Source organism: Streptomyces sp. NPDC001514 (assembly GCF_053597075.1).
This window is the reverse complement of sequence record NZ_JBSFHO010000055.1, coordinates 1-25,288: the sequence shown is the minus strand read 5'-3', so window position 1 is coordinate 25,288 and position 25,288 is coordinate 1. Positions and strand designations below refer to the sequence as shown.

The 25,288-nt window shown below is 68.9% G+C and carries 21 protein-coding genes; 13 read left to right on the top strand and 8 right to left on the bottom strand.

All coding sequences use genetic code 11. The annotated features are described in order from the left end of the window. Nucleotides 1-419: 419 nt before the first annotated feature. From ACWCXB_RS35085 to ACWCXB_RS35070, 4 genes are all read left to right on the top strand, one after another. Nucleotides 420-1,259: an IS5 family transposase gene (locus tag ACWCXB_RS35085; RefSeq protein ID WP_450728308.1), complete on the top strand. Its 840-nt coding sequence runs from the start codon at nt 420-422 to the stop codon at nt 1,257-1,259. Nucleotides 1,260-2,009: 750 nt separating this feature from the next. Continuing rightward, entirely contained in the window at nt 2,010-3,095 is a 1,086-nt protein-coding gene (locus ACWCXB_RS35080) for a sugar ABC transporter substrate-binding protein (protein WP_450728306.1), read from the top strand. Next, nucleotides 3,095-4,684, top strand: a complete 1,590-nt coding sequence (locus tag ACWCXB_RS35075) for a sugar ABC transporter ATP-binding protein (protein WP_450728304.1) — start codon at nt 3,095-3,097, stop codon at nt 4,682-4,684. The genes ACWCXB_RS35080 and ACWCXB_RS35075 overlap by 1 nt, the downstream gene beginning before the upstream one ends. 10 nt (nt 4,685-4,694) lie before the next feature. Further along, nucleotides 4,695-5,756: an ABC transporter permease gene (locus ACWCXB_RS35070; protein WP_450728302.1), complete on the top strand. Its 1,062-nt coding sequence runs from the start codon at nt 4,695-4,697 to the stop codon at nt 5,754-5,756. A 164-nt stretch (nt 5,757-5,920) separates the two neighbouring features. Here the strand turns inward: ACWCXB_RS35070 and ACWCXB_RS35065 are convergent, their stop codons facing one another. Beyond that, a complete protein-coding gene (locus ACWCXB_RS35065; RefSeq protein WP_450728300.1) occupies nt 5,921-8,452 on the bottom strand; it encodes a SpoIIE family protein phosphatase in 2,532 nt (843 codons plus the stop codon). A 391-nt stretch (nt 8,453-8,843) separates the two neighbouring features. Here ACWCXB_RS35065 and ACWCXB_RS35060 point away from each other — a divergent pair, with 391 nt between their 5' ends. The 4 genes from ACWCXB_RS35060 to ACWCXB_RS35045 all read left to right on the top strand — a co-directional run bounded on the left by ACWCXB_RS35060 (nt 8,844) and on the right by ACWCXB_RS35045 (nt 12,316). Continuing rightward, nucleotides 8,844-9,284, top strand: a complete 441-nt coding sequence (locus ACWCXB_RS35060; protein WP_450728298.1) for a response regulator transcription factor — start codon at nt 8,844-8,846, stop codon at nt 9,282-9,284. Continuing rightward, nucleotides 9,281-10,159: an SMP-30/gluconolactonase/LRE family protein gene (locus ACWCXB_RS35055; RefSeq protein ID WP_450728296.1), complete on the top strand. Its 879-nt coding sequence runs from the start codon at nt 9,281-9,283 to the stop codon at nt 10,157-10,159. The genes ACWCXB_RS35060 and ACWCXB_RS35055 overlap by 4 nt, the downstream gene beginning before the upstream one ends. Before the next feature lie 67 nt (nt 10,160-10,226). Further along, nucleotides 10,227-11,549, top strand: coding sequence for a histidinol dehydrogenase (gene hisD, locus ACWCXB_RS35050; RefSeq protein WP_450728294.1), 1,323 nt, complete (start codon nt 10,227-10,229; stop codon nt 11,547-11,549). Next, complete coding sequence (locus ACWCXB_RS35045; protein WP_450728292.1) at nt 11,546-12,316, top strand: SDR family NAD(P)-dependent oxidoreductase; 771 nt, start codon at nt 11,546-11,548, stop codon at nt 12,314-12,316. Before hisD ends, ACWCXB_RS35045 begins: the two co-directional genes overlap by 4 nt. A 31-nt stretch (nt 12,317-12,347) precedes the next feature. Here the strand turns inward: ACWCXB_RS35045 and ACWCXB_RS35040 are convergent, their stop codons facing one another. Together ACWCXB_RS35040 and ACWCXB_RS35035 are read right to left on the bottom strand one after the other, a co-directional pair. After that, nucleotides 12,348-13,019: a response regulator gene (locus tag ACWCXB_RS35040; protein WP_450728290.1), complete on the bottom strand. Its 672-nt coding sequence runs from the start codon at nt 13,017-13,019 to the stop codon at nt 12,348-12,350. After that, nucleotides 13,016-14,542 (bottom strand): histidine kinase, encoded by a 1,527-nt coding sequence (locus tag ACWCXB_RS35035; protein WP_450728289.1) that lies wholly within the window; start codon nt 14,540-14,542, stop codon nt 13,016-13,018. The genes ACWCXB_RS35040 and ACWCXB_RS35035 overlap by 4 nt, the downstream gene beginning before the upstream one ends. 218 nt (nt 14,543-14,760) lie before the next feature. On the opposite strand from ACWCXB_RS35035, the gene ACWCXB_RS35030 reads away from it, so the two are divergent. From ACWCXB_RS35030 to ACWCXB_RS35015, 4 genes are all read left to right on the top strand, one after another. Beyond that, nucleotides 14,761-15,609, top strand: a complete 849-nt coding sequence (locus ACWCXB_RS35030) for a fumarylacetoacetate hydrolase family protein (protein ID WP_450728287.1) — start codon at nt 14,761-14,763, stop codon at nt 15,607-15,609. After that, on the top strand, nt 15,609-17,336 hold the full coding sequence (gene mhpA, locus ACWCXB_RS35025) for a bifunctional 3-(3-hydroxy-phenyl)propionate/3-hydroxycinnamic acid hydroxylase MhpA (RefSeq protein WP_450728285.1): 1,728 nt from the start codon (nt 15,609-15,611) through the stop codon (nt 17,334-17,336). The genes ACWCXB_RS35030 and mhpA overlap by 1 nt, the downstream gene beginning before the upstream one ends. Nucleotides 17,337-17,388: 52 nt before the next feature. Further along, nucleotides 17,389-18,351, top strand: a complete 963-nt coding sequence (locus ACWCXB_RS35020) for a VOC family protein (protein WP_450728283.1) — start codon at nt 17,389-17,391, stop codon at nt 18,349-18,351. A gap of 353 nt (nt 18,352-18,704) precedes the next feature. Continuing rightward, a complete protein-coding gene (locus tag ACWCXB_RS35015; RefSeq protein ID WP_450728281.1) occupies nt 18,705-19,976 on the top strand; it encodes an MFS transporter in 1,272 nt (423 codons plus the stop codon). A gap of 19 nt (nt 19,977-19,995) precedes the next feature. On the opposite strand, the gene ACWCXB_RS35010 is transcribed toward ACWCXB_RS35015, so the two are convergent. The 4 genes from ACWCXB_RS35010 to ACWCXB_RS34995 all read right to left on the bottom strand — a co-directional run bounded on the left by ACWCXB_RS35010 (nt 19,996) and on the right by ACWCXB_RS34995 (nt 23,350). Then, nucleotides 19,996-20,676: a hypothetical protein gene (locus tag ACWCXB_RS35010; RefSeq protein ID WP_450728280.1), complete on the bottom strand. Its 681-nt coding sequence runs from the start codon at nt 20,674-20,676 to the stop codon at nt 19,996-19,998. Nucleotides 20,677-20,797: 121 nt separating this feature from the next. Next, on the bottom strand, nt 20,798-21,697 hold the full coding sequence (locus ACWCXB_RS35005; protein WP_450728278.1) for an SDR family oxidoreductase: 900 nt from the start codon (nt 21,695-21,697) through the stop codon (nt 20,798-20,800). An 81-nt stretch (nt 21,698-21,778) separates the two neighbouring features. After that, entirely contained in the window at nt 21,779-22,516 is a 738-nt protein-coding gene (locus tag ACWCXB_RS35000; protein WP_450728276.1) for an SDR family oxidoreductase, read from the bottom strand. 114 nt (nt 22,517-22,630) lie between these two features. Further along, nucleotides 22,631-23,350 carry a TetR/AcrR family transcriptional regulator gene (locus tag ACWCXB_RS34995; RefSeq protein ID WP_450728274.1) on the bottom strand — a complete coding sequence of 240 codons (720 nt, stop codon included), beginning with the start codon at nt 23,348-23,350 and terminating at the stop codon, nt 22,631-22,633. 20 nt (nt 23,351-23,370) lie between these two features. Between ACWCXB_RS34995 and ACWCXB_RS34990 the strand changes: the two genes are divergently transcribed. After that, nucleotides 23,371-24,174: a hypothetical protein gene (locus ACWCXB_RS34990; protein ID WP_450728272.1), complete on the top strand. Its 804-nt coding sequence runs from the start codon at nt 23,371-23,373 to the stop codon at nt 24,172-24,174. A 173-nt stretch (nt 24,175-24,347) separates the two neighbouring features. On the opposite strand, the gene ACWCXB_RS34985 is transcribed toward ACWCXB_RS34990, so the two are convergent. Then, nucleotides 24,348-24,767, bottom strand: coding sequence for an HD domain-containing protein (locus ACWCXB_RS34985; RefSeq protein ID WP_450728270.1), 420 nt, complete (start codon nt 24,765-24,767; stop codon nt 24,348-24,350). Nucleotides 24,768-25,288: the final 521 nt, after the last annotated feature.

The following is a 25,288-nucleotide window of genomic DNA, read 5'->3' as shown; positions in this document are numbered from 1 at the left end:
CGGGGGCGCCACACCCGCGCGAGCGGCAGCCGGAGGGTGGCGGCAGTGGCTGCGACGGCTGGGCCGCTGGATGCAGCGGACGAGGGGGGATTGACAGCCCCGCAGCGGCATTCGCTACGAGATCATGGAACCGAGTCCATCCCGCCATCGTGCGTACCGGACAGTTGGGGGGAATCCCCTACCGAACACCCTCTCAGAGGGCGTTTATGCAGGTCAAGCCCTATATGCGGCTCTCATCCCTGCCCTGCTTTGGAGGCCTTCATCCCATAGGCGGCGAATGGCGCTCTTCAGGACGGAGGCTCGACCATCCGTCTCGTTCGCTTCTGTGCCTGGAAGTCCGTCTGGTTTGAAGTTGCCACGGAATCGCCCGATGGACAGCGGAACCGAGCCCTCCGCCTCGCCCATGATCACGCTACGCCGTGAGCGAGCGCAAGCCCTACCCCAGCGACCTGTCCGACGCCCGATGGGCCCTGATCGAGCCGACGTTGACGGCCTGGAGAAAGGCCCGGCTCGACCGCAGGCCAACCGGACAGCCGGCCAAGGTCGATTTACGGGATGTCTTCAACGCGATCCTCTATGTCAACCGCACGGGAATTCCCTGGAAGTACCTCCCGCATGACTTCCCGAACCACGGCACCGTCTACGCCTACTACGCGGCCTGGCGCGACGAAGGAATCTTCGCCCAGCTCAATTACGACCTGACGGGCCTGGCCCGGGTGAAGGAAGGGCGCAAGCCCGAGCCGACCGCCTCCGTGATCGACACCCAGAGCGTGAAGACCTCCAGCAACGTGCCCCTGACCAGCCAGGGAACGGATGCAGCCAAGAAGATCGTCGGGAGGAAGCGCGGCATCCTCACCGACACAATCGGCCTCATCCTCGCTGTGACCGTCACGGCAGCCGGCCTCTCGGAGAACGCCCTGGGAATACGCCTCCTCGACCAGGCGAAGGAGACGTACCCGACCATCTCCAAGAGCTGGGTCGACACCGGCTTCAAGAACGCCGTCGTCGAGCACGGTGCTCGCCTCGGAATCGATGTCGAAGTCGTCAACAGAAACCCGGATACCCGTGGGTTTCACGTCGTGAAAAGGCGCTGGGTGGTAGAGCGGAGTATCGGTTGGATCATGATGCACCGCCGTCTCGCCCGCGACTACGAGACCCTTACCGCCAGCTCCGAAGCCATGATCCACATCGCCTCGGTCGACAACCTCGCCAGGCGCATAACGGACGAGACCACCCCCACCTGGCGAGGAACTTACTAGGGCATCAAGGGCAATCTGCCTACCTCAAACGCCCTCTCAGAACGCTCAACCCAACCACGCCCTCCACCACCCCGCCCTTCCAGCCCGGCCTGAAGCCCTACCGCTACCAACACCAAACTGATCAGCCAAGGCCAACCCACCACCCACTGATCAAAAAGACCGCTCCTGGACAGGCGGTGTGCTCGGCCAGCGGGTTCTCGGAAGGAGCGTGTCGATCATCGAGACCACTGTGACACACAGTGAGTGACCGGGGGTCCGGCGGGTGAGGCAGGGAGCGCCCCGCCGATCACGCAACCGCCGCATCGCCTGGGTCCCGCGCTCGATCGCGGGAAGAGCCATGCTGCTGTGGCTCGGCTGCAGATGTGCTGGGGCGTCGGCCTGCCCACCACGCCGCCCTCCATGGTGGCTGCTTGCCGATGCGACCAATGTCGTAGTGCGCCCTGCCGGGGGTTCCGGGTCCTTCCACCGAAACAACCATTTAAGGCGCGTCGAGTGGACGATGCCGCGGCTCGACGGTGCGGCCAAGCTGACCGTTACACCCCGTCGGCAGGGACGACGACGCGGTCGGCGGCTCCGGGCGGCTTGCTCGGGACATCGGCGGCTGCTCCCGCCGCGGACCGCAGCCACCGGCGAGAAGAGGCAATCATGTCCATCTCCAGCGATGCTCGTACGCCCCGAGTGCCAAGAGTGTTCCCCCGCCCTTGGGAGACGCGCGCCCTGGCGGCTGTGGCCGTCGCGGTCTGTCTGGCAGTGACGAGCTGTGCAGCCACGGACGGCGACGGTACCAGCGGCTCCCAGGCGTCGAAGGGCGACGCGAATCTGGCGGCGGCGAAGGAGGTCGTCGAGACCTACTCCAAGCCCACGCCCTTCCCCGTCGATCAGCCACTGACCCGAGGTCTGGCACTCGGCCAGCGCATCTCGTTCATGCAGTGCGCCTCCCCGTTCTGCGCCCTGCTGGCCCAGCTCTACGGCATGGGGACCAAGACCATGGGCACAGCGCCGGTCGACACCGTCAAGAGCGGCCACTCGGCCGACGGTGTGCAGACCGCCCTCTCCTCGATCACCGCCGACGACCCGGCAGCGCTGCTGCTTCCCGCGGTCAACCTCGGCTCGCTCGGCGCGAGCATCAAGAAGGTCAACCAGGCGGACATCCCCATCGTCGGGGCCGGCGTGATGGGAGGTCCGAAGCAGGGCATCGACGCGCCGATCAACGGACCGATCAACTACGAGCGGCAGGGCACGATCCTCGCCGACTGGGCGATCGTCACCGGAGGCGGCGACGCGAACATCGTCTGGTACCGCAATCCGGAACTCGACTTCACGAAGGTCTCGACGCAGGCGTTCACGACCGAGCTGAAGAAGAACTGCCCGGGCTGCATGGTGCGCTACGTCGACGTTCCCCTGTCGGCGATCGGCACTACCGCGCCCAGCCGAGTGGTGAGCGATCTTCAGGCCCATCCGGACACCGGCATCGCCCTCTTCAGCAGCCTGGAGACCGCCACCGGCCTGCCGCCGGCGCTGCGCAGCGCCGGCATCACCGACGTGAAGATCGCCGGCTCCGCACCCGTGCCGGCCAACCTGCAGGACATGAAGAACGGCGGCATCGACGCCGCGGTCGGCCTGGACGCGGGCGTTCTCGCCTTCACTCAGCTCGACGCGGCCGTACGCCTGGCCACCGACCAACCCCTCACCGGCGCGCAGAAGGCCGGTGAGGTGCCCCTGCAACTGATCACCAAGGAAGACCTTCCCGCCGATGTGAGCAAGGGCTTCTCGGCGTACCCGGACTTCGTGCAGCGCTTCTCCAAGCTCTGGGCCAAGGCGAGAAAGGCCGGCTGATGGGTAACTCTGCTTCTCAGGTCCCCCGCACCGCCGACCTGCCCGACACACCGGCCCACACCGACACGCCGGCGAGCCAGGACCGACCGCGTCGCGGCGGTGTGCGACCGCTGCTGCGCATTCACGGGCTGTCGAAATCCTTCGCCGGAACCAAAGCCCTGAACGGCGTCGGCTTCGAGGTGAACCCTGGTGAGGTCGTGTCGGTCGTCGGACAGAACGGCTCGGGAAAGTCCACGCTGGTCAAGGTTCTGGCGGGCATCCATACGCCCGACCCGGGCGCAGTGATCGAGCACCGGGACATACGGTTCATCCACCAGGACCTCGGCCTGGTGCCCGGTCTGTCGACGATCGAGAACCTGGACATCGCCCGCCCGCTCGGGCGGCGGGGCTTCCGGCTGGCCAAGGCACGCGAGGAGCGCCAGGCCGCGGAACGGATGATCCGGCGGTTCGGCGGTGACTTCGACGTCACCGAGCCCATTGCGGGGATCACGGCGGCCGAGCGGACCATCGTGGCGATCGCCCGCGCGATGAGCGACTGGTCACCGACGGGCAACGTACTGGTGCTCGACGAGCCGACGGCGGCACTCGGCGCGGCCGAAGCCGATCTGCTCTTCGACGCGGTGCGCAGGGTGGCAGCCGAAGGCGCGGGAGTCGTCTTCATCTCCCACCGCCTCGACGAGGTGCTCGGGCTGTCCGACCGCGTCGTCGCCCTCCGGGACGGCAAGCTCGTGGCCGATGTCCCGGCGGGCGAGGTCGACCACGACAGGCTGGTGGCCCTGATCGCGGGAAGCGAGCTGGCCGAGTTCCGGATGGAACACGCCGGCGAGCGGGGCCGCCGCACTCTGCGGGCCCGTGGCCTGGTCACCGACGTCCTGCGGGGCGTGGACCTCGACATCCACGAGGGTGAGATCGTCGGAGTCTGCGGGCTGCTCGGCTCAGGGCGCGAGCACCTGGCGGCCGCCCTCTTCGGCGTCATCGACCGGCACGCGGGTTCGGTGACCGTGGCCGAACGTCCCCTGAAACCCGCCGACCCCGCCCGCAGTATCCGGCACGGACTGGCCTACGTGCCCGCCGACCGGTTGCGGCAGGGCGCCGTCATGGCCATGACGGCGATGGAGAATCTGACCCTTCCCTGGCTGCGTCCGCTGCGCAGTGCGTTCGGACGCCTGGACCGGGCCGCTGAACGGGGTGAGACGAGGGTCTGGACGGATCGCGTCGCGCTGCGTCCGCCGCAGCCGGAGCGGCCGCTGCGCCTGTTCTCCGGTGGCAACCAGCAGAAGATCGTGATGGCCAAATGGCTGCGCATGGCGCCTGCTGTGCTGCTGCTGGACGAACCCACCCAGGGCGTCGACATCGCCGCCAAGGCCGCGATTCACGAGTTGATCGCCGAAGCCCGGGCGGCGGGCACAGGTGTCCTCGTCTCCTCCACGGACACGGGGGAAATCCTTGATCTCTGCGACCGGGTCCTCATCCTCCGCGACGGCAGGGTGAGTGCCGAACTCGGTCGCCGCGAGCTCAGCGAGGCCCGCCTGATCAGCGAAAGTCTCGGGCTGTCCACGACGTCCGCGCCCAGCGACCCACTTGATTGAGATGAGTCACATGACCGTGATTGATGACACCGAGACGCTCACCGAACGCCCGACACCCGAACGCGCGCGCCCGCGCCACCGGCTCCGTGAGGCACTGTCCTTCCGCAGCATCAGCGCCCTCTACATCTTCGCCGCGCTGTTTCTGCTGTTCTCCCTCTGGGTGCCGAGCACCTTCCTCGACGGGGACACCTGGAAGGCCATGCTCGACGACCAGGCCATCACGGCACTGACCGCGGTCAGCCTGGTCATCCCGCTGTCCGCCGGTATCTTCAATCTGGCGATCGGGTCCCAGGTCGCCGTCGGTTCGATCCTTTCGGCGTGGCTGCTGTCCCAGCACCTGCCGATTCCCGCCACCGTCACGCTCACCCTGGTCGCGGGCGCCGCCGTCGGTCTGGCGACGGGACTGCTGATCGTGCGCGCCCGGATCGACTCGTTCATCGCGACCCTGGGCGTGTCCTCGGTGCTGCTGGCCATCACGACCTGGATCTCCGACGGCCAGCAGATCCTCGACCTCGGAGCCGCCTACCAGGACCTCGCCACGGGGCAGTTGTTCGGCATCACCTACCCCGTCTACTTCCTGATGCTCGTGGCACTGGCCGTCTGGTACGTCCTGGAACGCACCCCTGCCGGCCGCCGGGTCTACGCCACCGGCGGGAACCTGGACGCCGCGCGTCTGGCCGGCGTGCGCACCTCCACCACGATCGTGCTGTCGCTGATCGCCTGCGGGGTGATCGCCTCCGCCGCGGGCACCCTGGTCTCCTCCCGGCTGGCCACGGGGGACCCGAGCATCGGCCCCGGCTATCTGCTGCCCGCGTTCGCCGCGGCGTTCCTGGGATCGACGCAGTTCCGCGGTGGCCGCTATAACGTGTGGGGCACCGTCATCGCCGTCTACGTCCTGGCGACCGGGGTCAAGGGACTGCAACTGGCCGGCGCCCCGGTGTGGATTCCGGACCTCTTCAACGGTCTGGCGCTGCTGCTCGCTGTCGGGATGGCCGTGCGGCGGGGCGCCACGGGCCGTACCTCGGCGATCGCCCGGCCCCTGCGGCGCCGCCGAGCGTCACAGGAGGCATGACACTGGCTGCCTTCGCCCCCGCCCTGCGCGGGTGCGGCCGCGCGGCCAATGAAAGGGAGGGCCGAAGGCCGAGGAACACGCCTGTCCGGCAAGAAGCGGGCGAACGCCGGTGAACCGAGCAGGTCCGGCGTTCGGCCCTCTTGTTGCGCGTGCCCCAAGCTCGGTCACAGCAGCGCGAGTTCGCCTTCCTTCGGGACCAGGGACTGCTCGGCCCAGATGGTCTTGCCGCCGTCCGAGTACCGCGTCCCCCAGGCCTGCGTCAGCTGGGCGACGAGGAACAGCCCACGGCCGCCCTCGTCCGTCGTCCGGGCACGACGCAGGTGCGGAGACATACTGCTGCCGTCGGACACTTCGCAGATCAGGGTTCGGTCCTTGATGAGGCGCAGATGCGCCGGTGGTGCCCCGTACCGCAGAACGTTGGTGACCAGCTCGCTGACCACCAGTTCCGTCGAGAACTGCAAAGCGTCCAGATCCCACCGCTGAAGCTGTTCGGCGACCACGGCACGCATGCGCGCGACCTGCTGGGGATCCTCGCTGATGTCCCACGTGGCGTAGGCGTCGGGACTCAGCGCGCGGGTGCGGGCGAGCAGCAGCACAGCGTCGTCCGCGGGAGAGCGGGGGACCAGCGCATCCACCGTCTCCTGGCACAGCTGTCCGAGAGTCCACTCCTGCTGAGGGCGGGCGATGAGGTGACCCAGTTGCCGGAGCCCGGATGACAGCTCACTGCCGGGGCCCTGCTGGACCATACCGTTGGTGTACAACGCCAGGAGGGTCCCTTCTGCGAGCGTCGCCTCGGTGGATTCGAAGGGCGGGCCTCCCAGCCCCAGTGGCGGGCCGACCGGCAGATCTGCGACCTCAGCCGTACCCGACGGCGGCAGGACGATGGGCGGCATGTGCCCGGCGCTGGAGAAGGTGCACCGCCGGGAAACCGGATCGTAGACCGCGTACAGGCACGTGGATCCCACCGCGCCCTCCGCATGCGCGGCGCCCGCTGACGCACCCTCCTGCTCCTTCTGCGAGCCGGCCCGTTCACCGTCGGGGGACATGCTCTGCTCGTCATCCATGCGCCGCACCACGTCATCGAGATGAGCGAGCAGGTCCGAGGGCTCCAGATCGAGTTCTGCCAGCGTCCGCACTGCGGTGCGCAACCGTCCCATGGTGGCCGCGGCGGGCAGATCGTGACCCACCACATCCCCGGTGACCAGCGCCACGCGGGCACCCGAGAGCGGGATCACGTCGTACCAGTCGCCGCCAAGACCCAGTTCGCCGACTGCCGGCCGGTAGTGTGCGGCCACATCCACGGCGGACGGGCCTGCCTCAATGTGCCCGAGCAGGCTGCGCTGCAGGGCGAGGGCGGTGGCGCGCTCGCGGCTGTAGCGGCGGGCGTTGTCGATGCTCACGGCGGCGCGAGCGACAATCTCCTCCGCCAGCAGGAGGTCGTCCTCTTCGAACCGCTCCCGCGCCTCACCACGGGTGAAGGTGACCACTCCCAGCGTGATGCCTCGCGTGACGATCGGTACGTACAGATGCGAGTAACCGTCCGGCCCATGCGGAGAAGCTTGGCCGGCCGCGACGTTGGCGGTGCCCGGCTCGTCGGCAGCCCCCAGCTCACCGTTCCGCGTCGTGACTGCGCCGGTGGTGAGCTCCCGGAGCTGCGCCGGGCCGGAGCCACACGCGCACGCGGCGGAGACCGCCGTGTCGGGGGCAGCCGCGTCCGGGCCGACGGATGAGGCCGGCTGCTCCGCTCGTACGGCGGCACAGCGCAGGCCAGCATGCGGGCCCACCGGCCCCGGAGCCGGGGCCCCACCGTCGAACACCTCCTCCAGCAGGTGCACGCAGGTGGTGTCGGCGAAGAGGGGAACCGTGGCACCGGCCAATTCGGATGTCGTCAGACGAAGGTCCAAGGTGCTGCCCAGACGACTGCCCACCTCCGCGACGAGCCCCAGTCGCTCACGGGCGTGAACCCGTTCGGTGATGTCGAGAACCGCCTGCGCCACCGCGAAGGCCTCACCGTGGCGGTCCCGCAGGGGGAACATGGAATCGGCCCAAACGTGCTCGCGCGAAGGGTCGGCCGGGGTCACTCCCCGTACCTCGTCTGTGCGCGGAAGCCCGGATTCCAGCACCTCGCGCTGCCGCCGTTCCACGGCCTTGCCCTCTATGCCCGGAAGCGTCTCACTGGTGGTGCGGCCCAGACGCTGTTCATCGGCGAGCCCTGAGATCCTCTGCAGTTCGCTGTTCTGCAGTACACAGCGCAGGTCGGCATCGTAGACGGCAAGAGCGACCGGCGCCCGGTGCAGCAGAGCATCGAACAGAGCGGCGTGGTAGTCGGGATTCTGCCGTCCGTGGTCCGAGGTGAGCCGGACCAGCCATTGACTCCCTTCGGCTGCGGTCAGCAACACGGTCGCCGACACCTTCCCGGGCAGGACACTGGCGTCACCGTGGCAAAGCGCCACCGGATAGGGCCCGAAAGCCGTTCCATTTGCGCGCTGCAGCGCGTCGCTGATCCCATGCGGGGAATCGGCCAGCAGGACCTCGAACGGCCGGTGGAGGATGTCACGGGCCTGATGGCCGAGCAGTTCCTCCGCCTCCGGGCTCCAGGCGACGACCTTTCCGCCGGCGTCCACCACAACGGTGGCCTCCGGCGCCGACTGGGACGTCAGTGCCGCAGGCTCGGACGATGGGGGCTGCGGAGGCATCGGGTCCAGCCTCAAGTGGGCGGGCTCGCGCCGTTCACGCAGAGCATGCGCCCGAAGCTTCCCTGCTATGCATACCCAGAGCATAGGCTTCCGCCGCCATTCCGTCCTCTCCGGCTACATGGGTTCATCCAGGGCTGAGGCAGCCCGGTCCCTTCGTTGCGCCTGGTGCTGCGGAGTCGGCGGGTGCGGGCCCCGATCGCTGCCGCAGGGGCAGCCACCGGACCCGCATCGCCTGATCCAGTCGCATCTCGCACGACAAATGTCCGGCCGACAGTGTCCGCAAGAGCCGGACCATTTGCCGTCAGTAAGACGATTTCCCCGAGCGTGCCCCGGACTTGACTGGAGCGGCCTCCTACAGGAGGTGCCGAGTCGAAGCGTCCAGGGGGCAACCGTGAGGACCAGCCGGATCTCCGACCGCAGTGTGACCGCGCTGCTCGTCGTCGATGACGTCCGTGTCCGTGAGGCGATGAGGGACCTGTTGTCTGCAGCAGCCGGCTTCCGGCTGGTCGCGGCGGTCGCCGATCCTGCCGAGGCCGTAGAGCAGGCCGCCCGTCACGCACCCGACATCGGCATCGTGGATCTGTGGTCCACCGCCGATCAGGTATCGAGAGGATTGAACGTGGTCACGGCCCTGTGCCAGTACGAGGTGGCGGTGCTTGCGCTGACCCCGAGGGAGCGGGTCGGCGCACTGGCCCTGGAGGCGGGAGCCGCCGCCTTCGTCGACAAAGGGTGTGGACCTGACCAGGTCCTGGAGGCGGCCCGCAGCGTTGCCGGTGCCCGCAGCGGCGTGCCGACGACCCCGCACGGCGAGATCCAGGCGGACCCGGCATGAGCGGCACCCAGCCGGCTCCCGCCCCGGCCCCGCTCCGGCTCAGCGAACGGATCGTCTACCCCGAATCGCCCCGATGGAGAGACGGCGCGCTGTGGTTCTCCGACGTGCACGACCATGCCGTCAAGCGCATGACCGCCGACGGCTGCGTACACACAGTCGTCGACGTGCCCGGCCGTCCGGCCGGGCTGGGCTTCCTGCCCGACGGACGGCTGCTGATCGCCAGTGCCCTCGACCGGTGCCTGCGGACATGGGACGGGGAGGCCCTGACGCTGGTCGCGGACCTGAGCGGTATGACCCGCGGTTTTCTCAACGACATGGTCGTCGACGGTACCGGACGGGCGTTCGTCGGTGACACCGGTTTCAACCTCATGGCCGGTGAGGATCCCCGCCCCGGTCAGGTGATTCTCGCCGCGGAGGATCCCAGGACACGCGAATTCCGGACCCGTGTCGTGACTCGTGACGTGGTCTTTCCCAATGGGGCGGCTGTCTCCCCGGACGGCCACACGTACTGGGTGGCCGAGACGGCTGCCCACCGTGTCTCCCGCTTCCGCGTCACCGCTGACGGCGATCTCGTGGAACGGAGCACTGTTGCCGAGCTGCCCGACATGCCCGACGGCCTCTGTCTCGACGAGACCGGTGCCCTGTGGGTGGCCCTGCTGCGGCGAGGTGAATTCCGGCGGATCGGCGCCGACGGGACCACGACGGACGTCGTGTCCGCGGACGGCCGACTCGCCGTGGCCTGCACGCTCGGCGGGCACGACCGGCGCACGCTCTACCTCTGCTCGGCCGATACCACCATGGCCGACCTCGCCCGCGGCGTGAGCCAGGGGCTGATCCACACCCTCACGGCGGCTTCCGGTGCCGGCTGGCCCTGACCGCCCCCTTGTTCCACGCACTGTGCATCCGACGCACACACCACCCGCACACCGACAAGGAGTTTCCATGCCTCAGATCATCAAGGGCGCGACCTCGCCCAGCGGCGCCCGAGTCACCGACGAACGGGTGAGAGAGACCGTTGCGGGAGTCATCAATGACATCCGCACCCGGGGAGACGAGGCGGTGCGCGCCTACTCGGAGAAGTTCGACAACTGGTCTCCCGCCTCTTTCCGGCTCACCGAGGACGAGATACGCCGCATCGTGGCGGGCGTGCCCAAGACGACTCTGGACGACATCCGCACCGTGCAGCGCAACGTGCGCGAGTTCGCCAAGGCGCAGCGCGAGTCGATCGGCGACTTCGAGGTGGAGACCATGCCGGGGGTCTTCCTCGGCCAGCGCAACATCCCCGTCAGTGCGGCCGGCGCCTACGTGCCCGGCGGACGGTATCCGCTGGTGGCCTCCGCCCACATGACCATCGTGACCGCGAAGGTCGCCGGAGTGGAACGCACGGTGGCCTGTACTCCGCCCATCAAGGGTGAAATCCCCGCCGCCACCGTCGCCGCCATGTCCCTGGCGGGCGCCGACGAGATCTACCTGCTCGGCGGCGTGCAGGCGGTAGCCGCCATGGCGGTCGGCACCGAGACCATCGGGCGGGTCGACCTGCTGGCCGGACCGGGCAACGCCTACGTGGCCGAGGCCAAGCGCCAGCTCTTCGGCGAGGTGGGCATCGACCTGTTCGCCGGCCCCACCGAGATCCTCGTGGTCGCCGATGAGTACGCCGACCCCTTCGTGGTCGCGGTCGACCTGCTCTCCCAGGCGGAACACGGACCGGACTCACCCGCCGTGCTCATCACCACGTCCGAGCAGGTCGCACGGAAGACGCTGGAGCACATCGACACGCTGCTGCCCACGATGTCCACCCAGGACTACGCCGGCCCCGCGTGGCGGGACCACGGACAGGTCGTCGTGGTCGCCGACCTCGACGAGGCGTACGCCGTCGCCGACGGCTTCGCCAGCGAGCACGTGCAGATCCTCACCCGGCACCCGCGGGAGGCGCTGGAGCGGATGAGCCAGTACGGGGCGCTCTTCCTGGGCGAGGGCACCTGCGTCTCGTACGGCGACAAGGTCATCGGCACCAACCACACCCTGCCCACCCGGGGCGCGGCCCGGTACACCGGCGGTCTGTGGGTCGGCAAGTACCTCAAGACGGTCACCTACCAGGAGGTCGTGAACACCGGCTCCAGCGCGGAGCTGGGCGAGCTGTGCGGACGTGCCGCGCGGGTGGAGTCCTTTGAGGGCCACGCGCGCTCCGGTGACGTCCGGGCGGCGAAGTACGCGGGTGCCGACCTGCCGTGGGCCCCGGACGTCTACCGGGCCGAGTCGGCATGAGCGTGCTTGAGGGCCGTACGGCCCTGGTGACGGGAGCCGGCAACGGCCTGGGGCGGGCCATCTCGCTCGCCCTGGCCGGCGCCGGGGCACGGGTGATCCTCACGGGCCGCACCCCGGACAAGCTGGACCGGGTGGCGCAGGAGATCGGCGAGAAGGGCGGCGCCGCACGTACGGCGGCCTGCGACACCTCCGATCCGGACTCCGTGGAACGGCTGCGTGCGGAACTGGACGATGAACTGATCTGCACGCTGGTCAACAACGCCGGCGTGGCAGGGCCGGTGGCTCCGCTGATCGACATCGACCCCAAGGACTGGGACGACGTCTTCGCCGTCAACGTGCGGGGAGTCTTCCTCGTCTGCCGGGCGTTCCTGCCGGCCATGATGGCGGCCGGACGCGGCGACGTGATCAACATCGCCTCGGTGACCGGCAAGCGTCCGCTGGCCCGCCGCACCCCCTATGCCGCCTCGAAGACGGCCGTACTCGGCCTGACCGCGACCCTGGCCTGCGAGGCCGGTCCGCACGGTGTGTCCGTGAACAGCCTCTCACCGGGGCCGGTCCGGGGGCCGCGCATGGAACGCAACTTCCGTCTGGAAGCGGAGCGGACGGGCACTGATGCCGCTGCCGCGGAGGAGGCCTTCGTGTCGCGTTCCGCCTTGGGCCGAATGGTCGAGGAGGACGAAGTCGCCGCTGCGGTGGTGGCCATGCTGCAGATGCCCGGAATGACGGGCGCCGACGTGGACCTCTCAGCCGGGATGATCGCCCGCTGAGAGGCAGGGCTCGGCGTGGCAAGACGTCGGCTCACGGAGCCGACGTCATTCCTTGGCGAATCGCCCAGAGTGCCGCCTGCGTCCTGGACGTCACGCCGATCTTCAGCAGGATGCTGCTGACATGCGTGCGGGCCGTCCGCTCGCTGATGGTCAAAGCATCGGCGATGTCCCGGTTGCTGTAGCCGTCGGCGACCAGTACCAGCACCTCGCGCTCACGCTGACTCAAGGACGACAGACCTTCGGACACCCCGGTCAGCGCGCGAGTGATCTTTCGCGCCACGGCCGTGTCCAGGTGGGTCTCGCCGGCTGTCGCGGCCCGGATCGCGGTCGCCACTTCGTCGGCTTCGGCGTCCTTGAGCAGGTAGCCGGATGCCCCGGCGGCCAGCGCGGCACGGACCCGCTCGGTTTCGCTGAAGCTCGTCATCGCCACCACCTCGACGCCGGGGTGGAGTTTCTTGATCGCTTGGATGCCGGACACTCCGTCGAGTCGGGGCATCACCAGATCCATCAGCACCACGTTCGGCATGGCCCCCCGAACCGCCGCTGTGGCGAGGAAGTCGAGTGCGGCCTGAGCGTCGCCTGCTTCTCCGACCACCTCCATGTCGGCCTGCAGGGACAGAAATGCCTTCATCCCCTGCCGCACGACCGCGTGGTCGTCCACGACCAGCACCTTGATCGGCTCCGGTCCCGCTTGCCCGCTCATCGCGCCGTCCCTTCTCTCGCCCCGTCGTCCGGGGAACGCAGTACTCCAGGAATCGCGGCCCGCACGGTGGTCGGGCGTCCGGGGGAGGAGACCACCGTGAACGTGCCGCCCAGCCGTGTGACTCGCTCGGACATGGAGACCAGTCCCAGGTGGCCCGGGTGCGGTGTGTCCGGGTCGAAGCCCTGGCCGTCGTCGCGTACCTCGATCAGCAGGTCCCGGCCGTCCGTGCCCTCGCACCGGATGTGGACGTCCAGCTGCTGCGCCTCGGCGTGTTTCACGGCGTTGATCATCGCCTCGCTGACCATCCGGAACAGGTCGGTCTCCTGTTCCGGGAGTAGCGGCAAGGGATGCTGAGGACTTTCCACGACGACGGGCAGATGATGCCGGGCCTCGATGGCCGCGGCGTGCCGCCGGACGGCAGAGACCAGTCCCTCTTCGTGGAGAGCTTCGGGACGGAGCTGGAAGATCAGCGCCCGCATCTCCGCCAGTGCGCCCTGAACGAGGTCACGCAGTTCGGCGAGGCCGGCCGTCACCTCCGGCATCGGGGGCGAGGCCTGTTCGGCCAGCATCTGTACCGCACGGCTGCGCAAGGTCATGGAGAACAGTGCCTGGCTCACCGAGTCGTGCAGGTCACGGGCCAGGCGGTGCCGTTCGTCCAGGGCGGCCTTCGCCTCGAGCTGAACCAGCATCCGTGCGTTGTCGACGGCCACGGCCGCCTGGTCGGCGATGGCCGAGAGGAACGCCAGGTCGGAGTCGGAGGGCTGACTGCCCTTGAGATAGAAGCCGTTGAACACTCCGACGGTTGTGCCGCGCACGATGAGCGGCAGCACGGCGATGGTGTGCCAGCTCTGCCGTCGGCTGATCTCGTGCAGCGGCGCGAAACGCTCGTCGGCCAGGGTGAGCTCCCGCCATCCTTCGACCACGACGGGCTTGCCGGTCTCGAAGACCTCCGCGGACAGCAGGGGAGCCCCCAGCTCCCGGCAGGCCTTGAGACGGTCCACATAGTCCGGCGTGCCCGGGTAGTCACCGCACGTGCCCACCTGCCGCAGCTCGCCCTGCTCATCCATGATCAGAAAGGTGCACGCTTCCATGCCCGACGCGTGCCGGACGTCCCGCGCCAGGGAGTCGAGGCCCGTGGTGAGCGACTCGGCGAAGGCGATGCTCGCGGACGTCCGGCTGAACGCCTTGAGCCGCCGTTCCTGGCGCCGAGTGTCGGTCACATCGCGGAACCGGACGATCCGTACGGGCTTCGGAGGCGTCCGTACCACGGCCGGCATGTATTCGATCTCCCGGTCCCCGAGGGCCACGACGGCCATGACACCAGGTTCTGCGCCGACCACGGGCAGTGGGAAGTCGGCGGCGGGCAGGGCGCGCAGCTCGTCGAGCCCACGCCCCAGAATGTGGCAACCTGCCTGGTTGACGTGCTGAAAGTGCTCGCCGTCCGGGCTGAGCACGCCGATTCCGTCGACTGCGCTCTCCACCAGTTCGACGAGTACCGCCAAACCCATGTTCTCCAGAGACACGCTCGAAGCGTGCCCTACGTGCACCCATTTCGCATAGGGCAAATGTCCTGTCTGCAGTTGCCCGGTCGGTCACCCGATGTGTCCGTGTCCGCGCGTGCGCTGAGCGTCAGCTGTCGGATGTGCGGGGCCGCGGTGAGGCCGGAGACTCGCGTCACGCCAGTGTGACGCTCACGTTGCGCCCACCGGCATTCCCCGCGTTCTTTTCCGAAAGGCTTCCCATGCGGTTGGCGAATCTAGGCGGACGGCTGTCCCTCGTACACGGCGGCGGCCTGGTCGACATCGAGCGACTCAGCGGCGGGCGTTTCGGCCCCGATCCGCAGCAGGCCTTCGAGTGCTGGGACGAGCTGTCCCGCTGGGTCGCGACGGCCGACCTCGAGGCCGCCGAGGTGCTCCCGTTCCGGCCGGAGGACCTGGGGCCGCCCGTCCCGGCCCCCCGGCAGGTGTTCGCCATCGGACTGAACTACGACGAGCACGCCCGTGAGTCCGGCTTTGTGCGCCCGGCCGCGCCACTGGTCTTCACCAAGTACCTGTCCTCGCTCACCGGGCCGGTGGGCACCGTGGAGCTGCCCACGGACACCGTCGACTGGGAGGTGGAGCTGGTCGCCGTGATCGGGCGTGAGGCCCGGCACGTCTCCGCGGACGGAAGCTGGTCCTACGTCGCCGGACTCACCGTGGGCCAGGACCTCTCCGAACGCACCTCCCAGCATGCCGGCCCCGCTCCGCAGTTCAGTCTCGCCAAGTCCTTTCCCGGGTTCTCGCCGACCGGCCCCTTCCTGGTCACGCCGGACGAGCTCGACGATCCCGAGGATCTGGCGCTGAGCTGCGAGGTCGATGGCGTGGTGCTGCAGAAGGGACGCACCAGCCAGATGATCTTCCCGGTGCGGGAGCTGATCGCCTATCTCTCGTCCATCGTGACCCTCCATCCCGGCGACCTGATCTTCACGGGCACCCCTGCCGGAGTCGGCGCGGGCCGGACCCCGCCGCTCTACCTGCGGCCGGGGCAGACACTGCACAGCCACATCGCCGGCCTGGGCGACCTCCGGCAGACCTTCACCGGAGGTGCCTGATGCCCACCGGACCGCGATCCCGCAACGACGCCGACACCTCCCTCACAGCGGACGGCGACAAGGTCCACGACCTTCTGATCATCGGTGGAGGCTCCGTAGGACTGACCCTGGGCGCGACCTGGGCGATGCTCGGCCGCGACGCCGTCGTCTTCGACCGGCAACCGCATCTGTACGGCCTTCCCCGGGTCGGCCACATCGATCACGAGATCATGCGGATGCTCCAGCAGCTGGGCGCCGAAGGCCCCACCCTCGAGGATGCCTACGCGACCAAGAGCTACACCTGGATCAACGCCGAGGGTGAGACTCTGCTGGAGTTCTCCTGGGGCGAGGAGGGCATTTCAGGCTGGCACTCGGACTACATGCAGAACTCCGCCATCCTGGAACGCAGCCTGCTCGACCGGCTGCTCCACTCTCCGACTGTCGCGCACATGCCGAGCTGGGAGGTCGTGGACCTGGTCCAGCACGACGACCACGTCGAACTGACCGTGGAACGCACCCGCACGGTCCCGGGTGAGCCGCGCCCCATCCTCACAGGTGAGCACCGCCAGTTCCGCGGCCGGTACGTCGTCGCCTGCGACGGTGCCAACAGCCGGACCCGCCAGATGCTGGGCATCGACCGCGACGATCTGGGCTTCAACGAGAAGTGGCTGGTCATCGATGCTCGTATCAAGCGTCCGTTCTCGCTGGCCTTCGACTCCGGCCAGGTCTGCGACCCACGTCGGCCGACCACCGTGCTGCCGCTGGGCAAGGACCACCGACGCTGGGAGTGGCATCTCCGACCGGATGAGAACCCCGAAGACTTCGTCCGACCCGAGAAGGCTTGGGAACTGCTCGCCCCGTTCGACGTCACCGAGCACGACGTCGAACCGGTCCGGCAACTCGTCTACACCTTCGAAGCACGCATCGCCCATCACTGGCGCTCCGGCCGCGTCTTCCTGGCCGGTGACGCCGCCCACACGATGCCGCCCTTCATGGGCCAGGGCATGTGCTCGGGCATGCGGGACGCCCGCAACCTCGCCTGGAAACTCGATCTGGTCCTCTCCGGTGCGGCCGACGAGACGCTCCTTGACACCTACCAGGTCGAGCGCGACCCCCATGTCAGGGATTGGACGGTCATCTCCTTGGAGAGCGGCAAGATCCCCTGCATCATCGACCCGGAAGAGGCCCGCAAACGCGACGAGATGTTCCGCGCCGGCTTCCGCCCGCCCATGCCGGACTTTCCGCAACTGGCCAACGGAATCCTGCACCGCGCATCCGACGGCAGCCCGGCGGCGCCCGCCGGGGAACTCGGGCTGCAAGGACGCGTCCAGATCGCAGACCGGACCGACCTGTTCGACCGCCTGCTGCCCACCACAGGCTTCACCGTCGTCAGCATCACCGACGACCCACGCACGGCGCTCGGCCCCCGGCGCACCGCTGCTCTGGAACGTCTCGGCTGCCACTTCTACACGGTGCGCCCAGCCGCCTCCGGCCCGAACAGCAGCTCCGGCACGCCGAGCCCCACCGGCATCGTCGACATCGACGGAACCTATGCGGAGTACTTCCGTACCCGAGGCATTGAGGTCGTCATCAACAGGCCGGACTTCTACGTCTTCGGCGGCAGCGACATGGCCGGCCTGGCAGAGCTCGCCGATGACCTCCTCGACCAGACCACGGCCGCGCAGCCCGCCTCTCCAAGCCAGGACCGGGAGCCTGTCACGGCGGTCCGGGAACGCGGTCGCGTATGAGCAACGACCCGTCCCACCCTGTCCGCCCGACAACCCCGCAGGGGAGGAACCCGTGCCGCTCCACAGGATTGAGCAGCTGACTCTCGGAGTGCCCGACGTCGCCGCTGCCGCCGTCTTCTACGAGGACTTCGGCCTCCGCCGAAGCCGCACCACGCCCACCGCAAGCGCCGAACCCGGCCTCGTCTTCGGCACCACCGACGGGGGCGACCAACTCCGCGTGGTGCACAGCGCCCGGCGCCGGCTGCTCGAGGCCATGTTCGCCGCCGACGACCCCGACGACCTGGCACGCATCACGCGCCGATTGAGGCGCCTGGACTTCCCGGTGCCGGTCACCACGACCGGCACCGGGAAGGAGACCGAGTGCGTGGCAGTCGAGCCGGCCACGGGGGTCAGCGTCCGCGTCGTCGTCCGCTCCCGACTGGTGCAACCGCCCGTACCGGCTCCGGTGTACAACGGCCCCGGTCGCACGGCCCGCACCGCACAGCGCGCCCCCGGCCTGCTGCGCCCCGACCCGGTCCGCCCGCGTCGACTGGGTCATTTCGTCCTGGGCACCACGGACTTCGACACCACGCGCCAGTTCTTCACCGACGGACTGGAGTTCAAGGTCAGCGACATCGTCAAGGACGTCGGCGTGTTCCTGCGGTGCTCCGCCGACCACCACAATCTGCTGGTCCAGCGGGCCCCGGTGCCCTTCCTGCACCACACCAGCTGGCAGGTCGACGACGTCGACGAGATCGGCCGCGGCGCGATGAGCATGCTGGAGACGGACCCCGGCCGTCACGTGTGGGGGCTGGGCCGCCACTACGCCGGAAGCAACTTCTTCTGGTACCTGAAGGACCCGGCCGGCAACTTCGCCGAGTACCACAGCGACATGGACTGCATCCCAGAAGACGCCCTGTGGACCCCGGAGGAGCTCGAAGGAGCACGCGGGCTCTTTCAGTGGGGTCCTCCGCCCCCGCCCTCCTTCATCACGCCCGAAGACCTGGCGGACATGATGATCTCCAGCCACCCGTGAAGCCTCTCGGGCGCCGTCGAGCACAGACCGACGGCGCCCGCGAACGGACCTTGCCGGGCGTTCCCTCATGGCGCCTGCTTCTACCCGTCATCAAGGTCTCCGGCGCTCAAGCTCCCGGACTGCTGGAGGTCCGCGCCGCAGGCGTCCAGCAGGCCGACGAGGCCACGCCTCGCGCGTTGCAGCGCTGCCAGTCAAGTCGGCAGCGGACTCGGCGGCCGCGCCGTTTCCGGTGTTTCGCTGCACGGCCTTCCAACGTCGTCAACACAGGCGTCCACACCCACCACAGCCCCGGCCGCCGCCTCCAGGCGCGCCCCCACGGCCGCCACTTCCTCAGCCCGACTCCGAAGGTCGACATGACACCATCCGCAACGCGCACCCAGGCCGCCAGCGAGTCGATGCCACGCAGACGCTGGCGGGCCCGCACCGTCCTGCTGCTGGGCATGCTTGTCTTCTTCGCCTACGGCTACGACCTGTATGCCCTGCAGACGGTTGCGCCGTCGCTGCTGAACCACCCCACCTGGGATGTGACACCCGGCACCTTGGGCACGCTGGCCAGCATCACCGCGCTGGGTGAGGCGATCGGTGCCTTCGTCGCCGGCCAGATGAGCGACGCCTACGACCGCAGGACTCCGATCGCGATCTGCGTCGCATGGATCTCGGGCTGCATGCTGGCCGCGGGACTGGTCACCAGCATGCTGGCGTTCGGCGCCACCCGCTTCCTGCTGGGCATCGGCCTGGGGGCTCTGGCCCCTCTCGTCTGCGCCGTGGTCGTGGACTGGGCCCGGGTGGGGCGGCGCTCGCTCTACTGCGGCATGGCGCTGTCGGCCATCCCTCTCGGGGGAGCGACGGCGGCGAGCGCCGGTCGCGGTTTCCTGCAGGGCATGGAATTCCAATGGATGTTCCTGGTCGGGGCCCTGCCCATCCTGCTGGTGCCGGCCTGCTGGAATTTGATCCCCGCTGCGGCGCCTGAGGAGGCATCTCTTCCCGACCGGGCCACGCGCCGGGACACCCAGGTGGTCTCAAACGAGTGGTGGGCGCTGTTCGAGCCCGGCTGGGTGATGGCGAGCATCCTGTTCTGCAGCGCCTCCTTCATCGGGCTGCTGCTGATCTACGGGGCAAGCTCCTGGCTGCCCTCCCTGATGACCAATGCGGGATACGACCTCAACTCCACTCTCGAACTCGTCATCGTGTTCAACTGCGGAGCCGTCGCCGGAACGCTGCTGTTCTCCCTGCTCGCCGACTGGATCCCCGCGAAGATCTGCGTCGTCGTGCTGTTCCTCTGCGCCGTGGGGGCCCTGCGGGCCCTGACCACTGCCGAGGAGCACACTGCGCTCTGGGCCGCGGTGGCCCTGGCCGGCGCGGGCATCCTGGGTGCACAGAACGTCATCAACTCCTACGTGGCCCGCTACTACCCGCATGAGATGCGAGGCACCGCGCTCGGCTTCACTCTCGGAGTCGGCCGCTTCGGCTCCCTCCTCGGCCCCAGCTATCTGACCTTCCTGATCGGCGTGAACTCCGATCCCAAGGCCGGCTTCTACGCTCTGGTCACACCGGCCCTGATCGGGGCGGTCGTCATCTTCCTGGTGCCCCGCGGACGGCGGTCCGCGCGGCCCCGGGCGTCCTGACGAAGTTCCGTCCTCCCGCTCACGTGTGCGTGTGACCCCGCCGTCCGGCCGAGCCGGCAGCCCGCTTCAGGCTGCCGGCTCCGGGCTTTCGCCCGTACCCGGCGATGCCTTCGTGCTGCCTGCGGCCGATCGCCCACGGCGCAAGCAGAGCGACCCCGGTGGGAAGTGACAGGTTGGCGACCATGATGAGCAGCTCCTCCCGCCAGGTGTAGCCGGCGGCGAACACGCCAAGCAGCGCGTTGGCGCCGCACACGAGCGACCACAGCGGAAGGAAGGCTGCGGCCGAGGCCCAGCTCCTCGCCCTGTCCGCAGCGCCCGGAGCCAGCAGGGTGACCAGGAGCGCCACGGCTGCCCAGAGCACGATGCCGGCCGTGAGCATCACTGGCGTGCGGCCCGTGGTGAGGACGGGACCGCCCTCCCACTTGCTCTCGCTCACCCACCACATCACCAGGCTCGCGATGACCGGCAAGGAGAACGTGATCCCGAAGACGGCGATCTCGTCGGCGACTCGGATGCCGGAGGCTATGCCGAGCCCTGCACTCAGCGCCGTCAGCAGGTACCAGAGTGGTACGAACACAGCCACCGAGCCCGCCGCGCCCACCGAGCGGGAGGAGGGGGAGGGCTGCGCGAAGAGGGCAGACAGCAGGAAAGCCGCAACGGACAACAAGATCCCGGCAAGCAGAAGTCGGGGCAGACGCATCCTTGTTCACTTTCGTGCTGCACGACGTGCAGGCCGTGCGCTGCCGGCGCGCTGAGGAGTGGGGAGGGAAGACGTGGGGCGACCGGGAAAGTCCCGGTCGCCCCCACGGAGACTGGCTGCGTCAGCTGTGCGCCGGGCGCGCCGTGAGCAGGTCGGCGAGGCCCACGCGGGCGAGGAACTCGCGGCGGATCCGGTCGGCGACGTCCGAGACTTCTTCGGAACCGTCGTCGATCGGGTCGATGGTGACCCGGTAAGGGCGCTGTCCGGCGGGAAGCGCGATGATGCGGGCGATCTCGTCGGAGACGAGGGATGCCTCGGCACCTTCAGGGGTCAGCGCGGCGAGCTTCTCGCCCACCTGACCGACCAGGCCGGCGTACTTGGTCTCGTACTCCGCTTCGACATCGTGGTCGGACGGCCCACCGGAGTGGGCGAAGTGGTTGGTGCCGCTCGTGAACGCGCCGGGGACCACGATGGACGTCTCCACCCCCCACCGGGCCAGTTCGGCCGCGTAGCTGACGGCGAGGGAGTCCATGGCGGCCTTGGCGGCGAAGTACGGCGCCAGATAGGGCGGGGTGCCGCCCTTGACGCTGGTGCTGGACACCCAGATCACCAGGCCCTGGCCCGCATGACGCATGCTGGGCAGTGCGGCGCGGTTGACACGCTGCGTCGACAGCACGTTCACGTCGTACAGGTCGGCGAGCTGCGCGGCGGTGAAGGCCTCGGTGGGCCCGGTGACCATGTGACCGGCGTTATGGATGAGGACGTCGATACGTCCGTGCTCGTCGAGGATCTGGCTTATCGCGGTGTCGACGGATTCCTGTGAGGTGACGTCGAGCTCGATGGAGCGCAGGTCGACGCCGTGTTCCTTGCTGTACGCGGCAGCGGCATCGACCTGCGGGGCGTTGCGGGTGGTGGTCTGGCGCATTCCGGCGTAGACGACGTGCCCGGCGTCCGCGAGGGCGCGGGCGGTGAGCGCGCCGAAACCGCTGGAGGCACCGGTGATGACGACGATGTTGCTCATGTCTCTATCTCCTGGGGTTTCAAGAGGATCAGGCCTGGGCCACCGCCCGGTGGCGACGACGGCCGCTCCAGCGTTTAGGGGTCAGGCGATGCCGCCGTTGGCGTAGAGGACCTGACCGTTGATCCAGCGGGCCGGTCCGGCGAGGAAGGCGACCGCTGCGGCGATGTCGGCCGGGGTGCCCAGGCGTTCGAGCGGTGCCGCCTTGGTCAGGTTCTCGATCGTGGCCTCGTCCTTGCCCTCGAGGAAGAGTGGCGTGGCGGTCGGGCCCGGCGCCACGGCGTTGACGGTGATGTCCTTGCCCCGCAGCTCGCGGGCCAGCACGAGCGTCATGGCCTCGACCGCTCCCTTGCTTGCCACATAGGCGCCGTAGCCCGGGAACTGAAGTCGGGTGACGGACGTGGAGAAGTTGATGATCGCGCCACCGCGGCGCACGCGCCGGGCCGCCTGCTGGGAGACCACGAAGGTGCCGCGGATGTTGGTGCGGTGCATCCGGTCGAGGTCGTCGAGGTCCAGTGTCGCGATGGGCGAAAGGATCATGATGCCGGCGGTGTTGACCACGACGTCGATACCGCCGAACTCCCGCTCCACCGCGTCGAAGGCGGCGGATATCGCGTGCTCGTCGGCGACGTCACCGCCCACCGCGACGGCCCTGCCGCCCGCCGAGGCGATCGCGGCGACCGTCTCGTCGGCCTTGGCCTTGTTGCCGGCGTAGTGCACGCCGACGGCGATGCCGTCCGACGCCAGGCGCTCTGCGACCGCCCTGCCGATGCCGCCGGAGCCGCCGGTGACGAGGGCGACGCGGGTCGTATTGGTGCTCATGATGTGTCCTTTGATGATTTCCAGCGGGGAGGTGAGAGGGTGCGCGCCCGGTGTTCGGCTGCGCTTGCCCAGCGCCCCGAGCCGTGTGGACTCCGGCGGCGCGGGCCTAGAACGTCAGCTCCTGCGGCCGGAGCCTGCGATCTGGGCCAGCCACTGTTGGAGGAGTGCGGACTCGGCGGGTGTGAAGGGCTGGGGCGTGAACTCGTTCACGGACGACAGCAGCGTGGTGGCGGCAGCCTGCCGTGCGTCATGCGCTGCGGTGTCTGCCGAAGGCGCCGCGGTGTCCGCCGCCGGGGCGAGGAGGATGGCCCGGTGGATCGCATCGCGGACCATGATGGACAGGTCCAAGTCGGGGTACAGCGCGGGACGCGTGATCAGGGCGAGGGCGACGCCGGTGTTTGCCGACATGACCATGCGTGCGGCCACATCCGGTGTGACGCGCAGGCGCCCCTGCTTTGCGAGCCGCTCGAGGACCTCGCGCAGGATGCGCATGGCCTCCTCCGCGGCCTCGGGCTCCGAGCCAAGCGCCGAGGAGAACATCAGCTTGTAGGCGTTGGGGTGTGCCAGCGCGAACGCGGTGTGGCTGTCCCATCCCGCCCGCAGGTCCTGCAACGGGTCCTCGGACTTCTCGGCGGCCCTCTTGCTGCCCAGGTACTGATCCCAGACATAGTCGACCGTGGCTCTGAGCAGCCCACTCTTGTCGCCGAACAGCCGGTACAAGACGGGCTGCTGTACACCTGCGGCCTCACTGACCGCGCGAGTGGATACATCGCCACTGGGGGAGCGCGCGAGCAGCTCTGCGGCGGCCTCGATTAGCGCTGATCTCGTATCCATGTAATCGACGATAACACCGAATGCCGTCACTGACAACAGGAGGCTGTTATCGCCGATTCGGCAGGCGTGCACTGCCGGCGTACGTACCGGCGGACGACCTGAAGAAGCTGAAGCTGGCCGCGGGCGAGCATCTCGCAGCGATGCTGACGACCGCCTATCTCGGCATCGTGCCGGTCGCCGTAGACGTCCACGGCGGCGTGGATCTCGTCTACCGCGTGGCGGACTCGGACAGCGACGCACTGTCGTCGCTGCTCGGCCGCAACGGTGTCGAGTTCGCCGACTTCGAGGTGAAGTCGATACCTGGTGACTTCCGCGAGCACGACGCAGCGGTCTCCCGGGCACTGAAGCGAGGTGAGGAGCCAGGCACTCATTGGGCGACGTTCGTGTCAGCGAACGATGTCGTCGAGGCGGCCCAGTCGATGATCGCCAAGGCCGCGAAGCAGTTGCGGGACCAGTCCTCGCCCGACAGGGCGCGGGTGGTGTTCATCGTGTCCCACTTTCTCGACCGGCCCTACGTGGAATGTCTCGACCTGGTGATCGCGCACGCCTTGACTGCCCCGACGCTGCCAGACGAGATCGACTCCATGTGGGTGTTCTTCGCGCCCTCGCACCTGGTGGTGTGGTCGGCTGTCGAGCAGCGCTGGACGCAGATTCTTCTCGGCAGTTTTAAGGAGGACGGGACGGCCCCGGAGGTCGACTTCGGCATGGAGCTGCTGCAGCACTACGAGGGGCTGTTCCTGGAGCGGGCGGGGATCGACGGGCCCTCGCCCTTCTACTACGGCCTCGGAACTGGTGAGCTCGCATCCGCGGTTGACGCAGAGTGACGGCGGCCCGCATCCGTCCGGAATACGCGATACCTCAACATGCGAGCTCACCAGTCGGGGCCGGTCCAGGGGACGTCCGATGCCGTTCCCTTCTCCGTGACGTGCGGGGACTGAGGGGACGGCCGGTACGGATCAGGGCCGCACGTTCCTCTGCCAGTCCAGAGAGGTGCCGCTCAGCGCGGCCTCGGCGGGGGTCTTCGCCGACGTCGTGCGCAGTGCCGCGAGCGAGGTGTCGATCCAGTTCTGGATGAGGGTGTAGCCCTCCTTGCGGTATTCGACCCCTGGAAGAGGCACTCGAGCTTGTCGGCGTCGCGGGCGACGACGGCCTCCGGCGTCTCGCGCGCCTCGTACTCGTCGACGGCGGCCTGGACACCGCCGCGGACGGCAGGATGGGCGTTGACGACCTGGTCGGCCGTCACTTCCGTGTTCGGGGTGGCCTTCACGTAGCGCCGGCCGATGTGCGGGATGCCGCCGATCCGGGTCTCGTGGGAGTCGTGGAACAGGCACATGAGCGCCACCTTGCCCGGGTCGACGCCCTCCATCATCGCCAGGATCGAGCCGATCGCCCCGGCCCTGAACGAGTGCTCCGCCACGGACTCGGGCCTTTGTTGCCGGTGAACCACTACCCCGTCCTCGCCACGCGCTCGAGCACGCCCAGCTCGGAGATGAAGCTCGCGGTGCCCCTGCTGGTGTCGCCGTCAGCCATGAGGTCTTCTCCCTTCCTCGCCGTGTCCGTCACCTACGCGTTCCGGTCGTTCAGGGTTCAGATCCCGCCACCGTGCTCCCTTCGGTGCCGGTGCGCTGATCCGGTTGCGCCGACATGGACGGCGATGGCGTGGGTGTCGCTGGGGGGACCAGGTGGACGTCGTCGTCCCCGCCGACCCGGCAGGCGGACAGCGCGAGAGCACTCAGCACGGCACAGACAGCCCACCGCACGGTGGTAGGGGGAAAGCTCCTCGGCATCGTGATCTCCTCGCATCCGGCGACCGCGGCGGATCTTCCTTCGTGACTACGACAGCGTGGGGTCGGCAGGTGCGCCGAGGTCTCGCCGGCGGACAGGCCGGCGAGACTCGGCGGCACGGCGTGGGAGCGGGCGGGGCAGATCTGGTACGAC